This window comes from Actinacidiphila sp. bgisy144 (assembly GCF_057708105.1).
In genome coordinates this window covers 1-14,694 of record NZ_JBYIRM010000039.1, presented here as the reverse complement: position 1 = coordinate 14,694, position 14,694 = coordinate 1, and the positions used below count along the sequence as shown (strand labels likewise).

The window sequence follows — 14,694 nt, the reverse complement described above, 5'->3', positions numbered from 1 at the left end:
GCGGAGCGAGGGGGTCGGTCAGGTGGCGGCCCTCCGCGCGTCGAAGAGGGCGGGGGCGACGAGGCGGGCCCTTTCGTGGAGGTCCCGCGCGGTTGGGTTCTTGGTGTGGGGGCGGATCAACTTGATCATCTCGGCCACGCGTTGGTCGGCTCTGCCGGACTGTACAAGGGGAAAGTCGTCGAGCGCCGCATGCCAGGTCGCGCAAGCCGCTTCGAGGTGTCCGATGGCGAATTGACGTTCGGCCAGCAGCCCGCGCTGGTTGACGCGAGTGCGTCGGTAGATGCTGTAGCGGAGTTTGTCGGCCTTCTCCATCGCGTCAACAGCGCCCTTGACGTCGCCGAGTTCGTACCGTACCTGGCTCGCGTGGTAGTTCAGCGCCGCGGGGTCGTATGAGCCGAAGGACCTCTCTCGTGCCTCGGCTTTCTGCATGGCCGAGTCCGCTTCCCGCAGGTGCACGAGGGCGCCCTGCCGGTCGCCCACCTGGGCGGAGGCATGGGCTTGCTGCCCGGCGAGGAAGGCGCGCATGCGCGGTCCGGCTTGTGGCGCGGCCGAGGCGGCGGCGTCGGCCAGGCGCAGGGCTTCCGGGCCGTGGCGCAGGTCCACGGCTTGGACGCTCATGCCGCGGAGGGTGGTGCAGAAGGTCAGGTGGTCCTCTGCGGCGCCCGCCAGTTCAAGGGCCTTGACGTAGTAACGCTGCGCGATTCCGTGCGCGCCCTCGTCCACCGCCATGTAGCCGGTGAGGTAGCACAGGTCGGACGCGGCGGACATCATCGCCTTGCGTACGCCTTCGGTGGCGTCGGCCTTGAGGTACGGAGCGACGGTGTTGACCAGGAAGGCCGCTGCCATGGGGCGTGCGTGCCGCCCTCCGAACTGGTCGTCCAGTTGGGAGACCTGCTCGGTGACGGCGACGACCATGTCCACTTCGGCCGTACCGATGCGTTGGACCTTGCCTGCCATGGCGGCCTCCATCCGGCCGACCACGTCCTGCCAGCCGGGGATGGCGAGGGCCGCGGAGAAGAGCGAGGCTCCGATGACGCTGCGACGCGAGGGGTCCATGTCCTGCCTGCCCAGGTCGAGTAGACCCTCCACCGTACTGGCTTCGCGGCTGCCGTGCGCGGGTGCGAATACGGGTGCGGGTGCGGGGAAGCCCGCCTCCGCGTGGGTGACCGGGCGTTGGAGCCGGCGGGCGAGCGCCTCCAGGATGAGGGGACGGACCTCGGCCTTGGGCAGGTGCCCGTCCAACCACTGGTGCACCGAGGGCCGTTGGTAGCGCGTGGGCCTTCCGCGCTCCGTGGCGACCTTGTTGACCTCCTGGGCGAACTGCCGCAGCGTCCAACCCGTAGCGGTGTACAGCCCCTTGAGGCCGTCGTTCGGCTGCCGGTCGTCCATGTCCGTGCCTCACTGTGCGCTTAACGCTCTTAACTGTGCCCGTTTCGCCAACGGTAGCGCTCTGCGTGACGGCCCGGTTGCCTAGAGCAAAGCGAACGACATGGTGGAAGGGGAATCCGTATGGGCGACGGGGGCAGCACGGGCGGCCGGGGCATCGGCGGGGGGACGGGTTTTTCGGCGCGGGAGTGGTACGCCGGGGAACTGGCGTACCGGCGGCGGGAGTCGGGGATGACGTTGGTGGAGCTCGCGGCGCTCTGCCTCTACGAGCAGTCGTATCTGCACAGGCTGGAGCGGGGGCAGCGGCTCGGGACGGTGGAGGCGGCCGCCGCGCTGGACAAGGTCTACGGGACCGGGGACCTGCTGGTGCGGCTGTGGCATCTGGCGCGGCGGGAGACGAAGGACCGGCTGCTGCCGGGGATCGAGCCGTTGGAGCGGGACGCGGTGAGCATCCAGGAGTACGCGGTCGGCGCCGTCCCCGACCTGCTCCAGACCCCCGCCTACGCGCGGGAGCAAGTGCACGCGGCGCACGTGGGCGAGGAGCAGGTGGAGGCGGAGGTCGCGGCCCGGATCGGCCGGCAGGAGCGGCTGGCCGGCCGAAACCCGCTGCACTACCGGGCGTTGATCGACGAGGGTGCGCTGCGGCGTGGGGCGCGCGACCCGAAGACGTGGACCGGGCAGTTGGCGCACCTCGTTGACGCGGCCCAACGCCCGGGCGTCTGCGTGCAGGTGGTGCCGTTCGGGACCGGGCCGCACCGCATCCGCGGCCCGCTGGAACTGGTCTACTTCCGCGACGCGCCCACCGTGGCGTTCGTGCAGGGGAGTTGGAACGGCCACCTGACCGAGGACCCGGACGACGTCGAGCCCTTGCGCCTGGCCTACGACGTACTGCGCGACACCGCCCTCACCCCCGCGGAGTCGCTGGCGTTCCTGCGTGCCCTGCTCGGCGCGTGCACCGAGGACGTGCCGCTGACCGGCTCCGAGGCGTCATGAGCGGCGCGGGCACGGCGGCCGCACGGCGGAGGGCTCACAATGTCAGGACGAGCTTGCCCCGCAGGTGGCCGCCGTCGAGCAGCCGGTGCGCGTCGGCGACGCGGGCGAAGGGGAACGTCTCCTGCACGTGGACCCGGAGCCGGCCCTGCTCGACGAGCGCGACGAGCCCGCGCAGCCCGACCGGGTCGGGGTCGACCGCGACGCCGCTGAAGCGCATGCCGGCATCCTCGTAGCGTGCGGCGAGCCCCGGGTCGTCCTCGGCGACCGCCGTCACCAGGTGGCCGCCCGGGCGCAGGACGGCGAGCGACCGTTCGGCCGTGTCACCGCCGATCGTGTCGAGGACGACGTCGACGTCGCGGACCGCGCGGGTGAAGTCGACCGCGGTGTAGTCGATCACCTCGTCGGCCCCGAACCCCTCGACGAACGCGCGCTTGCCGGCACCTGCGGTCGTGATCACGTGAGCGCCGAGCGCCTTCGCGAGCTGGATCGCGACGTGGCCGACCCCGCCACCGCCGCCGTGCACCAGGACGCGGTCGCCCTCGGCCACACCGGCGAGGTCGACCAGGGCCTGCCACGCCGTCAGCCCGACGATCGGCAGCGCCGCCGCCTCCACGTACGACAGCGAGGCGGGCTTGCGGGCCAGGTGCAGCGCGGGCGCCGTCACCACCTCGGCGTACGCGTTCGCCGCGCGCGGGAACAGCGGCATCCCGAACACCTCGTCGCCCGGCCGGAACCGCCACGTCTGCGGCGCGTCCTCGACCACGCCGCTGATGTCCCAGCCGAGGACGAACGGGGGCGGGCCCATCAACGGGAACTCGCCGGCCCGCAGGCGCGCCTCCAGCGGGTTGAGGCCGATCGCCCGGACGCGGACGAGGACTTCGGTCGGCAGCGGCCGCGGCTCGGGTGCGTCCACGATCGTGAGGACCTCGGGGCCGCCGAGTTCGTGCTGGGTGATGACGCGCATGACGCTCCTGGTGTGCGGAGGGAAGGGGGAACCAAAGAGGGGGAGGGGAGGGGACGTGCGGGGGAAGGACACCCACGCTAAGCGGCTGACAGGAACCCGCGGGTACCTTTGGCCCCATGAGCGGTTTCGGTTCCGGCGACCCCTTCCTCGCCGACTGCCCTGCGCGCATGGCGGTCGAGTTGATCGCCGACAAGTGGACGGTCGTGGTGCTCGCGGGCCTCAGCAAGGGCCCGGTGCGGCACGGCGAGCTGGTCGACCTGATCGGCGGGATCTCCCGCAAGATGCTCACCCAGACGCTCCGACGGCTCGCCGCGCACGGCCTCGTCCGCCGCCACGCCTACGCCGAGGTGCCGCCGCGCGTGGAGTACGAGCTGACGCCGCTCGGGGCGACACTCATCGGACCGATCCACGCGCTGACGGAGTGGGCGAGGGACAACGGCGAGGCGGTCCTCGACGCGCTCGACGGGCCCGATGTCCCCGATGGCCCGGACGCCCCCGACGCCGAGCCCGGACCGCAAGCCCGCACCGCCTGAATCCCGCGCCGCCCGCCCGCGCGCATCGGACCGGGCGGCGTTGCCGTATCCGGCAAAGGGTCCAGGGCGAGCCGGTCGTCGACGACGGAGGCAGCCGTGCGGACCCGGTCAGCGGTGCGCGTGGGCCTGGCAGGGGACGCTGCGGAGGCGGAGAAACCGGTGTCCGTCCTCCGGGGCAGGGTGATAGACATCCCGCGTGCAAGAGACCCTGGACTTCCCCGATCTGCTGCGGCTGATCGACGAGCGGTCGGCCGCCTTCCGTGCCGCGATCGCTTCCGCGCCCGACCTCGACGTGCGGGTGCCGACCTGCCCCGACTGGACGCTCTCCGACTTGGTGCAGCACCTGGGCGAGGGGCGCCGCGCCTGGGCCGCCACCGTCGCCGCGGGGCCCGACGCCACTGCCAAGGTCGCAGCGCCCCAGGGCGACGCGACCGCACCACGGGAGCGCGAGGCCCTGCTGCGCTGGCTGGCGGAGTCGACGCAACTGCTGCTGGACGCGCTGCGGGCGGCCGGTCCGGACCGCGGTTGCTGGGTGTGGTGGGGCACGTCCCAGTCGCCGCGGACATGCGGTGCCGTCGCCCGGCACCAGCTCCACGAGATCGCGGTGCACGCCTACGACGCCCAGCTGACGGTGGGCGCCCCCGAGCCGCTGCCGGAGGACGTGGCCCTCGACGGCGTCGAGGAGTTCCTCTTCACCCTCTGCACCACGACGGTGGCATGGCCGCATGAGCCCGCCGTCGTCGACTACCACGCCACCGAGGGCCGCTCCTGGCGCAACTGGCTCTCCGGAGACGGCGCACGGGCCGCCCGCCTGCCCGCCCCCGGCGCACCTGCGGCTGCCGCCACCCACGAGGCACCGGAGACGGCTGACGCCTCCGCCGAAGGTGCGGCCGGCGAGCTGGTCCTCGCCTTCTACGGCCGTGTTCCGCTGGACTCCCTGGAACTCGACGGCGACCGGGGCGTCTTCGACCAGTTGGTGTCCTGGGAACCGGAGTAGCGGCCCATGACGGCGCGCCGTCTCTTCCCCGCCGAGTAGCCCGCCTCCGGCCACCCGGGCGAGGTGCGCTGCCGCCCCCGTTACGCTTCGGCGGCCCGAGGAGTCATCCGGTCAGCGCGGCGACCAGCAGGCGGCCAGTGAGTTCTCGGCCAGCCGGGCGAGTTCCGCCCGGGTCAGGCCCAGGCCGGCGGCGCTCGCCACGTAGTTGTCGGCGACGTAGCCACCGAAGAACGGCGGGTCGTCGGAGTTGAGGGTGACTGCCGCACCGGCGTCGAGCAGGCGCTTGAGCGGGTGGGCGGCAAGGGTCGGCACCACCTTGAGCGCGACGTTGGACAGCGGGCACATGGTCAGCGGTATGCCGAGGTCGGCCACCCGGCGGACGAGCACCGGGTCATCGGCCACGGCCACACCGTGATCGATCCGGTCCACCCCGAGTTCCAACGCTTCGACGACGTACGAAGCGGGCGCGTCCTCGCCGGCGTGGATCGTGGTCCGGTAGCCGCGGCGCTGGGCCTCGGCGAAGAAGCGCGCGAACTTCGAGGGCGGGTTGCCCCGCTCTGCGGAGCCCATCCCGATGCCGATGACCTGCTCGCGCCACGGCTCGATCAGGTCGAGCAGCTCCAGGGCGGTGGACTCCTCCCGGTGGCGCTGCGCGGTGCAGATCAGCCGGGCGTCGATGCCCCATTCCTCGCCGGCTTCGCGGAAAGCGGAGAGCACGCCGTCGAGGACGACCTCGATCGGCACGCCGGCGTCGAGGAAGGTCTGGGACCCCACGAAGACCTCCGCCCGGGTGACGCCGTCGGCGTGCGCGTGGCGCAGGTAGTCCATCGCTAGGTCGTAGAAGTCCTGCCGCTGCCGCAGGGTGCCGGCCACCCGGAAGAGCACCTCGAGGAAGGCCGGCAGGTCCGCGAAGTCGTAGGCCGCCCGCAGCTCCTCCTCGCTGCCCCACGGCAGACTCACCCCGTTGCGACGAGCACACGCCAACGCGGTGGCGGGCTCAAGAGTGCCCTCGAGGTGTACGTGGAGTTCGGCCTTCGGCAGCGAACGGACGAAGGCCGAGTCGACGTCGGCAGTGCTCATCGCAGCAGCCTAACGGGAGCAGCGGGGGGCCGGGGCGCCGTGTCACAGGGGGTTGGCTGATGGTGCGGTGTGGCGAAGCGCGTCCAAAGGGTACGGGGTTCGGGGGTCTTCGTGTTGCAGTTGGTGGAGGAACTGCCACATCGTCAGGGAGAGGGAGGCGTCGCGGGTGAGGAGGGCCGCTGCGGGTGCCGGGATGCCGGTGGGGTGGTGGCGCCCCTCCGCGTAGGCGCGGACCAGGGCGTGGCGCTCGGGGCTTCCGTGGGGGTGGCCGTAGAGCGCGTTGACCAGCCAGTGGACGAAGTAGGAGGCGGTGTAGGAACGGTCGTAGCCGCGGTGGCGCTCGTGGAAGCCGCGCTCGCCCGGCGTGAGGTCGAAGCGGGTGGAGAGCGCGAGGCCGTAGTCGGCGAAGTACAGGCGGCGGCCGTCGGTGAGGACGTTGTGGAAGTGGGCGTCGAAGTGGAGCAGCCCGCGGGTGGTCATGAAGGAGGTGGCGGCCTCCAGTTCGCGGTCCACCATGGCGCAGGCGCGCCCGGCCGCTTCGTCGCCGGCCGCGAACTGGGCGCCGAGCCAGTCGTGGAGGGTGTGCGGGATGTACTCCAGGAAGAGCGTGAGGCTCGCCGTCGACTGCTGGAGCGCCTCGATCCGGCGGCGTACTCCGGCATCGCCGCCCCAGTAGCCGACGGTGCCTTCGACGTCGGCCAGTTCGTCGGGTAGCGGCCGGCCGGAGTCCGTCAGCACCCGCCAGTGGTACGTGAGGGGGAAGCCCTCGTGCGCCCCGGCGATCACCCAGTTCGTGGTCATCGTGTGGACGGCCGACTCCCGCCAGGCGCTGACGCCCGGGCCGCATCCGATGCCGTACTGGCAGCAGGAAGGGACGCCGAACAGGTTGGCCGTGGAGTGGACGTGCTCCGGGCGGCGCTCCAGGTCGGTCAGGCGGACCTGCTTGACGAAGACGGGGGTTCCCTCGACCTCCAGCAGCAGGGTCTTCCCGCCGATGCCCGAGCCCAGCGGGGTGGCGGCGGCCAGCAGTTCACGCAGCCCGGCCTCGCCGCACAGCGCGAGCGAGGTGGCGACGGCGCTATGGGCGGCCAGGCGCGCGGCGCGGGACATGTCGGGGCGGTGCACGGTGCCTCCCGTCCGGCGCCCGCCCCGCGCGCGTCCACGGCAGCGGACGTTCGGCGCACACCCGGGCAGGTGCCCTCGCCACCCTCTCACGTCGGGCGCCCCTCTCACGTCGGGAGCCGTGAGCGGTCGGCCCCGCGTTCCCGGCGGGCGCCTCCGCGGCGCAGCGGACCCGGCCGAGGGTCGGTCCACGCCGGCGGGCCGCCCCGGCGCGCGGGGGTCACATGCGTCTCAGGAGTCGCGGATTGAAGGGTTTCAATGCCCATCGGTGCGCAAAAAGATCGTCCTGACGCGCATTCAGGCTGTTCATTGCATTGACGTGGGCGGAGTGCGGCCATACGGTCCGGTCGGAATTAAATCGATTCATCGTTGGCGGGGCGCGAGGAAGAGGGGTAGCCGTGGGCGTTCAGGAGCAGCCGGGGCAGGCAGGTCAGCCGGAACAGGCAGCGCAGGCAGCGCAGGCGGGGCACGCGGGACAAGCGGGTACGGATCGGCTCACCCGGCGACGCGTGTTGCAGGCCGGCGCGGCGACGGGCGCGATGACCGCGCTGGCGTGGGGCGCGGCGGCGGGCGCCGCGCAGGCGAGTTCAGGGGCGAGCACCGGCGCCAACCCCCACGCCGACGCGAACGCCGCCGCGTCCGCCGCCGCGAAGGGCACCGGCAAGGCGGACTGGCTGGCCGCCCCCGCCCGCCCGCTCCAGCCGAAGTTCCGCTGGTGGTGGCCGGACGGCCTGGTCGACCCGGCCGAACTGCGCCGGGAGATCGACCAGATCGCGGACGCGGGCTTCGGCGGCGTCGAGATCTCCGCGGTGCACCACAGCGTCGACGACACGTCCGTACTCGACACCGCGCACCACGGCTGGGGCAGCCCCTCCTGGATCGCGGGCGTCGAAGCGGCCCTGGAGCAGGCCGACAAGCGCGGCATGACCGTCGACATCACCATCGGCCCCGCCTGGCCGGCAGCCGTCCCCACCATCACCCCGGACAGCGACGGCGCGCTCAAGGAACTCGCCCACGGCGTGGTGTCCGTGGCCGCGGGCGCCACTTACGCCGGGACCGTACCGGCCCCGGCGGCCGCCGCCGCGAGCACGGTGACGCGGCAGACGCTCGTCGCCGTCCAGGCCGTACGCGTGGACACCGCCTACAGCACCACCAAGCTCACCGGTCTGGACGCGGACTCGGTGACCGACCTGACCGCCGGCGTCACCGGGCCCAGGACCTGGACGTCCAGCGACGCGGCCGTCGGCGCGCGGATCTCCTGGACCGCGCCCGCCGACGGCACCTACCTGCTGTTCGCGTACTGGCAGCGCGGCGTCGGCCAGACCCCGGAAGCCGGCCCGCACACCGTGCCCGCCGCCTACGTCGTGGACCACTTCAGCCCCGCCGGCACCCACGCGATCACCGACTTCTGGGAGTCGGACCTGCTCACGAAGCCGGTGCGGCGGCTCATCGCCAAGGCCGGCGGCGCCCTGTTCGAGGACTCCATCGAGCTGGAGAGCAAGTCCCTGCTGTGGACGCCCGACGTGCTGGCGGAGTTCGCCCGCCGCCGCGGCTACGACCTGCTGCCCTACCTGCCGACCCTGCTCGTCAGCGGCGGCAACCAGGCGTACACGTTCGTCGCCCGGCTGACCCGCGAGGTCAGCCACGACTACTGGCAGACGCTGTCCGAGCTGTACAACGAGCACCACGCCACGGCCGTGAAGAAGTGGGCCAACGCCCTCGGCCTGAAGCTGCGCGCCCAGCCGTACGGCCTCCAGACCGACGCGACGTACACCGCCGCGATCCTCGACATCCCTGAGGGCGAGTCGCTGGGCTTCCACAACCTGGACGACTACCGCAGCCTCACCGGCGGCCGGGACATGGCCGGCACCACCATCCTGTCCTGCGAGTCGGGCGCCTACACCGGCGGCGCCTACAGCACCACCTGGCAGAAGTTCCTGCTCACCATGGGCGGCGCGTACGCCGCGGGCGTCAACCAGACGGTCATCCACGGCTTCTCCTACGCGGAACTGCCCGGCGTGCAGTGGCCCGGCTACGCGGCCTTCACCCCGTACAAGGGCGCCGTCGGCTACGCCGAGTCCTGGGGGCCGCGGCACCCGACCTGGCGCCACATCGCCGACATGTCCGGCTACCTCTCGCGCATCCACCAGGTGCTCCAGAGCGGGAAGCCGCGCATCGACGTCGCCGTCTTCCGGCAGACCGGCTACGCCGACACCGGCATCGGCACCTCCTGGTTCACCGCGACCGGCATCACCCTCGGCTGGAACCACTCCTTCATCAGCGAACCGCTGCTCAGCCTGCCCGCGGCCAAGGTCACCGGCGGCAAGCTCGCCGCGAACGGCGCCGCCTACCAGGCGGTCTTCGTCGAGGGCGACCGCTTCTCCAGCATGGACATCACCCTGTCCGTCGCCACCGCCGAGAAGTTCCTCGCCTTCACCAAGGCCGGACTGCCGATCATCCTGCTCGGCGACTGGTCCGCCCCGAGCATCCCCGGCGTCGACCCCGGCGGCCAGAACGCCCGCCTGGCCGCGGTCATGGCGCAACTGCTCGCCCAGCCGCGGGTGCGCGTGCTCAGCGACCTCACCCAGATCCCGACCGCGCTCGCCGACCTCGGCATCACCCCGTACGTCTCCTACGGCGCGAGCTCCACGCTGCTCAACGCCCACCGGTACGCAGGCGGCGTGGACTACTACTACTTCTGCAACGGCAAGCACGCCGAGACCGTCAAGCCGCCGGTCGCCGCGATCGACCACGACGTGACCCTGCCGCGGCAGCGCACCGGCGACGTGCCCTACCTGCTGGACCTGTGGACCGGCGAGATCACCCGCATCGGGCAGTACACCGAGGGGAAGGACGGCGCGGTGACCTTCCGCGTGGCCCTCCAGCCCGGCGAGACGATGGTGGTGGCGGTCGGGGCGCCCGGGCTGTTCGGCGACCGCAACGCCAAGGACCCGCACGCGGTCACCACCGACGCGCAGGAAGCGCTCTTCGCGGACGGGCAGCTCGTGGTGCGCGCGACCGCCGACGGCCGCTACACCACCGCGCTGTCCAAGGGCGGTACGGTGCACACCACCCTGAGCGGGATACCGCAGTCGACGACGCTGACGCAGTGGGACCTCGACGTCGAGGACTGGCAGCCCGGCGCCACCGCCACCACCACCTCGGTCGTCCGCCACCACCTGTCCCTGGACGCCCTCGCCGCCTGGCCCACCCTGCCGGACATCGCCGACGCCTCCGGGATCGGCACCTACCGCACGACCGTGCACCTCGACGGCCCCTGGACCGGCGGCTACGGCGCCTACCTCGACCTCGGCACCGTCTACGACACCTGCCGGGTGACCGTCAACGGCCGCGCCCTCCCGCCCGTCGACCACCTCCACCCCGTCGTCGACCTCGGCGGCTGCCTGCGGCGCGGCGACAACACCATCGAGGTGGAGGTCGCCACCACTCTCGGCAACCGCCTGCGGGTCTGCGACCCCTCGGTCTACGGCACGATGGCCGCGCAGCCCTACGGCCTGATCGGCCCGGTCCGCCTCACGCCGTACGGTCAGGCGCCCCTGGCCTGAGGACGCGGACGTTCTTCCGCCCGGCGCCGGCTTCGGGAGCCCAGGAGGCGAGCAGGTCCAGCGCCCGGCGGGAGGACGATCCGGCGGCGGCGGTGTAGAGGTACAGCACTGTCTCGCTGTCGCCGGGCAGGGTGAGCGTCTCGTACTCGACGGTGAGGTCGCCGACGAGCCGGTGGCGCAGGCGCTTCGACCCGTGGGTGCGCTGGTGCACGCGGTGGCTGCGCCACCACCGGTCGAAGTCGCCGCTGCGCTCCCGCAGTTCCGCGACGAGCCGCTGCGCGGCCGGGTCGCCCTGGTCGCGGCCGGCGTCCAGCCGCAGGCTCTCCACGGCCGCCCGGGCCTGCACCTCCCAGTCCACGAAGAGGGCCCGGGCGCCCGGGTCGAGGAACAGCCAGCGGGTGTAGTTGCGCTCCGCGGCCGGAAAGGCGTCGAAGTCCGCGAACAGCGCCCGGGCCAGCCGGTTCGCCCCGAGGACGTCGGCGCGGCGGCCCAGCGCGAGGGCCGGGGTGCCGCCGTCCAGCGAGTCCAGCAGCTGGTGGACGCCCGGCCGCAGGCGCTGCACGCCGGGCGGGCGGGTGCGTACGGGGCCGGCGGTGGTGCCGATCAGGTCGGCCAGGTGCGCCCGCCCGGCGGCGTCGAGCCCGAGCGCCTGGCCGACCGCCTCCACGACGGCGGGGGAGGGGGTGATCCGGCGGCCCTGTTCGAGCCGGGCGTAGTAGTCCGCGGAGACCCCGGCCAGCCGGGCGACCTCCTCGCGCCGCAGGCCCGGGACGCGCCGGACCCGGCCGTCCGGCGGCAGCCCGGCCCGCGCCGGGTCGCACTGGGCGCGGGCGCGCCGGAGGAAGTCGGCGAGTTCGCGGTTGGTGGTGGCGGCCATGCCTCCAGTGTGGACGACCCCCCGCGGGCGCCGGGCGCCTTACCTGGGTCGGTGCGTCCTAGTCAGCCGGGACCGGGGCGCGAGAGGGCCGATCATGGCGCCGCGAGGGGCGTGGCACGCGACCAGAGTGGAGGGCAGCGCCGGACCGCGGACCACCGCCCCGGCCGCACCCCCCCGTCAGCTCCGGCCTCAGCTCCGGCCTCGCGAAGGATCGCCATGACCACTTCCACCTCTTCTTCCAGCAGCTCTCCCGCCACTGCTTCCGCCACTGCTTCCGCCACTGCTCCCGCCTCCTCCGACGGCACGGCTCCCGGCGGCTTCCCCGGCACCTGGTTCGTCACCGGCGCCTCCCGCGGCCTGGGCCTGGAACTCGTCCGGCACCTGCTTGCCCTGGGCGGCAGCGTGGCGGCCACCACCCGCTCCGCCGACCGGCTCACCGCCGCCCTGGGCCCGGACACCGACACCTCCCGGCTGCTGCCGCTGACGGTCGACCTGACCGACGAGGCGCAGGTCAAGAACGCCGTCGACCGGACCGTCGAGCGCTTCGGCCGCCTGGACACGGTGGTCAACAACGCCGGCTACGGCTTCCTGGGCGCGGTCGAGGAGACCGGCGACAAGGAAGTGCGCGCCATGCTCGACGTGCAGATCGTCGGAGTGTGGAACGTCCTGCGGGCGGCGCTGCCGGTCCTGCGCGGGCAGCGCGCGGGCCGCGTCATCAACGTCTCGTCGGTGCTCGGCCTCACCGCGGTCCCCGGCTGGGCGCTGTACTGCGCGGGCAAGTTCGCGCTGGAGGGCCTGACCGAGGCGCTGGCCGCCGAGGTCGCGGAGTTCGGCATCGAGGTCGCCCTCGTGGAACCCGGGTACTTCCGCACGTCCTTCCTGACGACCGACTCGCTCGCCCTGCCCGCGGAGGTGTCCGCGCACTACCCGGCGGTGCGCACCATGGTCGCGGAGCACCTCGCACTCCAGGGCCACCAGCTCGGCGACCCGGTCGAGGGCGCCGCCGCCATCGTCCGCCGGGCCGCCGCCGGCGGACCGCTGCGCCAGTTGTTGGGCTCCGACGCGCACGCCTACGCCACCGCGAAGGTCGAGGCGCTGCGCGCCGACCTCGCCGCCAACGCCGCCACCGCCCCGGAGACGGACTTCCCCGCGCGGTGACGGCGGCCCCGCGCCCCCTGCCCGCCCGTGCCGCGCAGGTGCGGGGTTGTATTGAAAGCATCAAATCGGGGGATCGGGCGGGTGTGGGGGTGTATGTCAGGGGGTGAGGGTTGACGTCTGCCGAGGTCGGTCCTAGGGTCGGGGGACCGGGTTGAATAGTTTCAATCGGTCGCGGGCCGTACGGGAAGGGCGCGGTGGGCCGGTTGGCGACGGCGCCCGTGGGTGGAGTGGGCCGCCGCAGCGGCAGGTCGAGTGAACTGTTTCAATGGGGAGATCGCCGACCCGTTCAGTACATTGCGGTCCGGCGGTGCGCGGAGCCCCCTCTGAGGAGAACATGGTGCGAATGGTCGGGATCAAGGACGTGGCGCGGCAGGCCGGCGTGTCGGTGGGCACGGTGTCCAATGTGATCAACCGCCCCGACCTGGTCTCGGAGGAGACCAGGGACCGCGTGCAGAGCGTCATCAAGCAACTCGGCTACGTCCGCAGCGAGTCCGCCCGCCAGCTGCGGGCCGGCCAGAGCCGGATCATGGCGCTGCTCGTCCTCGACATGGGCAACCCGTTCTTCGTGGACGTCGCGCGCGGCGCGGAGTCCGCGGCGCGCGAGGCGGAGCTCGGCGTGATGCTCTGCAACAGCGGGCAGAGCGCCAGCGAGGAGGCGACGTACATCTCGCTCTTCGCCGAGCAGCGGGTGCGCGGGGTACTGCTCACCCCGGCCGACCCGACCGGCGCCAGCCTGGAGCTGCTGCGGCAGCAGAACGTGCCGTTCGTCCTGGTGGACCGGGGCGCGGGGGAGGCCGACGACGGCTGCTCGGTGTCGGTCGACGACACGATCGGGGGCGCGCTCGCCGGCCGCCACCTGGTGTCGGCCGGGCACCGCACCATCGCGTACATCAGCGGGCCGCCGCACCTCCAGCAGGTCAAGGACCGCCGGGACGGCATGCTCCAGGCCCTCGCAGAGGCCGGGCTCGGGCCCGAGGCGCTGCTGGAGATCCCTGCACAGCGGCTGGACGTCGCCGCCGGCCGCGACGCCGCCTCCCGCCTGCTGGGCCTCGCGCAGCGCCCCACCGCGGTCTTCTGCGCGAACGACCTGCTGGCCCTCGGCGTCCTCCAGGTCGTCTACGCCGCCGGGATCGCCGTCCCGCGCGACCTGGCGATCGTCGGCTACGACGACATCGAGTTCGCGGCGGCCGCCGTGGTCCCCCTGACCTCCGTACGGCAGCCGGCCGCCGAGATGGGCCGCATGGCCGCGGAACTCCTCCTGGAGGAGACCGGCCCCCGCGCCGCCCTGCACCAGCACCAACGCGCGGTGCTCCTCCCGGAACTGGTGGTCCGCGGCTCCAGCCTCCCGGTGCGGTGAGCCCCGCCGCCGGCGTCCGCGCGATCCGACGGCCGCGGCGCGCCGCTCACGACGGCCGTCAGGCGGCGGTGCGGACGAAGAGCGCGGTGCCGCGCGGGACGGTGCCGTCGGACGTGGGGGAGGTGCGGGTGCCGAGGCGGCGGAAGCCGCACTTCTCGGCGACCCGGAGCGATGCGGTGTTCGCCTCGTCGGCCTCCAGCAGCAGCCGGGTCAGGGCGAGGTCGCGGAAGGCCCAGGCGGTCACGAGGCGGACGGCGCGCGGGGCGATGCCGCGGCGGCGGTGGGCCGGGAAGACGGTGTAGGCGATCGAGGCGACGTCGTCGGTGCGGAACTGGAGGTTCACCAGCCCGACCGGCTCGTCCGTCACCGTGTCCGCGATCACCGACGGGGCCGCGCTGCCGCTGTGCCACGCCTGCTCCACCCGGGCCATCGCGGTGCGCCGTGCCTCGGCGTCCATCGGGGCGTCCGCCAGCCAGCGGCGCGTCTCGACGTCGTGGCTCGCGGCCTCGACCGCTCCCAGGTCGGACTCACGCCTCAGCCGTACGGTCACGATGCCGTCGGTCAACGGCCTACGGGGCGGCTCGATGGGCACGGAACGGGGCACGGTGGGTGTCCTCTCGCTGCGGCCGCGCGGGACGTGTCGGACACGGCCTACGGCTCG

At 73.2% G+C, this 14,694-nt stretch carries 12 protein-coding genes; 6 read left to right on the top strand and 6 right to left on the bottom strand.

What is annotated here, in order from left to right; all coding sequences use genetic code 11:
• Positions 1 to 18 precede the first annotated feature (18 nt).
• Positions 19 to 1,389: an NsdA family TPR-like regulatory protein gene (locus tag AC3EVP_RS31890; protein ID WP_435135940.1), complete on the bottom strand. Its 1,371-nt coding sequence runs from the start codon at positions 1,387 to 1,389 to the stop codon at positions 19 to 21.
• A 120-nt stretch (positions 1,390 to 1,509) separates the two neighbouring features.
• On the opposite strand from AC3EVP_RS31890, the gene AC3EVP_RS31885 reads away from it, so the two are divergent.
• Entirely contained in the window at positions 1,510 to 2,379 is an 870-nt protein-coding gene (locus tag AC3EVP_RS31885) for a helix-turn-helix domain-containing protein (RefSeq protein WP_435135938.1), read from the top strand.
• A gap of 34 nt (positions 2,380 to 2,413) precedes the next feature.
• On the opposite strand, the gene AC3EVP_RS31880 is transcribed toward AC3EVP_RS31885, so the two are convergent.
• The gene (locus AC3EVP_RS31880) at positions 2,414 to 3,343 is read right to left on the bottom strand and encodes an NADP-dependent oxidoreductase (RefSeq protein WP_435135936.1); all 930 of its coding nucleotides are present in this window, start codon (positions 3,341 to 3,343) and stop codon (positions 2,414 to 2,416) included.
• A gap of 116 nt (positions 3,344 to 3,459) precedes the next feature.
• On the opposite strand from AC3EVP_RS31880, the gene AC3EVP_RS31875 reads away from it, so the two are divergent.
• Both AC3EVP_RS31875 and AC3EVP_RS31870 read left to right on the top strand, forming a co-directional pair.
• Positions 3,460 to 3,876 (top strand): winged helix-turn-helix transcriptional regulator, encoded by a 417-nt coding sequence (locus tag AC3EVP_RS31875; protein ID WP_435135934.1) that lies wholly within the window; start codon positions 3,460 to 3,462, stop codon positions 3,874 to 3,876.
• 196 nt (positions 3,877 to 4,072) lie between these two features.
• Positions 4,073 to 4,873: a maleylpyruvate isomerase family mycothiol-dependent enzyme gene (locus AC3EVP_RS31870; RefSeq protein WP_435135932.1), complete on the top strand. Its 801-nt coding sequence runs from the start codon at positions 4,073 to 4,075 to the stop codon at positions 4,871 to 4,873.
• Positions 4,874 to 4,984: 111 nt separating this feature from the next.
• Here the strand turns inward: AC3EVP_RS31870 and add are convergent, their stop codons facing one another.
• Positions 4,985 to 5,953, bottom strand: coding sequence for an adenosine deaminase (add, locus tag AC3EVP_RS31865; RefSeq protein WP_435135930.1), 969 nt, complete (start codon positions 5,951 to 5,953; stop codon positions 4,985 to 4,987).
• 42 nt (positions 5,954 to 5,995) lie between these two features.
• A complete protein-coding gene (locus tag AC3EVP_RS31860; RefSeq protein WP_435136025.1) occupies positions 5,996 to 7,063 on the bottom strand; it encodes a BUD32 family EKC/KEOPS complex subunit in 1,068 nt (355 codons plus the stop codon).
• 521 nt (positions 7,064 to 7,584) lie between these two features.
• On the opposite strand from AC3EVP_RS31860, the gene AC3EVP_RS31855 reads away from it, so the two are divergent.
• Positions 7,585 to 10,641: a glycosyl hydrolase gene (locus AC3EVP_RS31855; RefSeq protein WP_435135928.1), complete on the top strand. Its 3,057-nt coding sequence runs from the start codon at positions 7,585 to 7,587 to the stop codon at positions 10,639 to 10,641.
• Here AC3EVP_RS31855 and AC3EVP_RS31850 read toward each other — a convergent pair.
• On the bottom strand, positions 10,610 to 11,518 hold the full coding sequence (locus AC3EVP_RS31850; RefSeq protein ID WP_435135926.1) for a helix-turn-helix transcriptional regulator: 909 nt from the start codon (positions 11,516 to 11,518) through the stop codon (positions 10,610 to 10,612). The genes AC3EVP_RS31855 and AC3EVP_RS31850 overlap by 32 nt on opposite strands.
• Before the next feature lie 216 nt (positions 11,519 to 11,734).
• Between AC3EVP_RS31850 and AC3EVP_RS31845 the strand changes: the two genes are divergently transcribed.
• Together AC3EVP_RS31845 and AC3EVP_RS31840 are read left to right on the top strand one after the other, a co-directional pair.
• Positions 11,735 to 12,676, top strand: coding sequence for an SDR family oxidoreductase (locus AC3EVP_RS31845; protein ID WP_435135924.1), 942 nt, complete (start codon positions 11,735 to 11,737; stop codon positions 12,674 to 12,676).
• Between the two features lie 334 nt (positions 12,677 to 13,010).
• Positions 13,011 to 14,033 (top strand): LacI family DNA-binding transcriptional regulator, encoded by a 1,023-nt coding sequence (locus tag AC3EVP_RS31840; RefSeq protein ID WP_335983044.1) that lies wholly within the window; start codon positions 13,011 to 13,013, stop codon positions 14,031 to 14,033.
• 58 nt (positions 14,034 to 14,091) lie between these two features.
• On the opposite strand, the gene AC3EVP_RS31835 is transcribed toward AC3EVP_RS31840, so the two are convergent.
• Complete coding sequence (locus tag AC3EVP_RS31835) at positions 14,092 to 14,637, bottom strand: GNAT family N-acetyltransferase (RefSeq protein WP_435135922.1); 546 nt, start codon at positions 14,635 to 14,637, stop codon at positions 14,092 to 14,094.
• Positions 14,638 to 14,694 lie beyond the last annotated feature (57 nt).

Bases quoted from the DNA above. Each gene is read 5' to 3' on its own strand.
- AC3EVP_RS31875 (WP_435135934.1), top strand. From the start codon at position 3,460: ATGAGCGGTTTCGGTTCCGGCGACCCCTTCCTCGCCGACTGCCCTGCG.
- AC3EVP_RS31850 (WP_435135926.1), bottom strand. From the start codon at position 11,518: ATGGCCGCCACCACCAACCGCGAACTCGCCGACTTCCTCCGGCGCGCC.
- AC3EVP_RS31845 (WP_435135924.1), top strand. From the start codon at position 11,735: ATGACCACTTCCACCTCTTCTTCCAGCAGCTCTCCCGCCACTGCTTCC.
- add (WP_435135930.1), bottom strand. From the start codon at position 5,953: ATGAGCACTGCCGACGTCGACTCGGCCTTCGTCCGTTCGCTGCCGAAG.
- AC3EVP_RS31840 (WP_335983044.1), top strand. From the start codon at position 13,011: ATGGTGCGAATGGTCGGGATCAAGGACGTGGCGCGGCAGGCCGGCGTG.
- AC3EVP_RS31890 (WP_435135940.1), bottom strand. From the start codon at position 1,389: ATGGACGACCGGCAGCCGAACGACGGCCTCAAGGGGCTGTACACCGCT.
- AC3EVP_RS31880 (WP_435135936.1), bottom strand. From the start codon at position 3,343: ATGCGCGTCATCACCCAGCACGAACTCGGCGGCCCCGAGGTCCTCACG.
- AC3EVP_RS31885 (WP_435135938.1), top strand. From the start codon at position 1,510: ATGGGCGACGGGGGCAGCACGGGCGGCCGGGGCATCGGCGGGGGGACG.
- AC3EVP_RS31860 (WP_435136025.1), bottom strand. From the start codon at position 7,063: ATGTCCCGCGCCGCGCGCCTGGCCGCCCATAGCGCCGTCGCCACCTCG.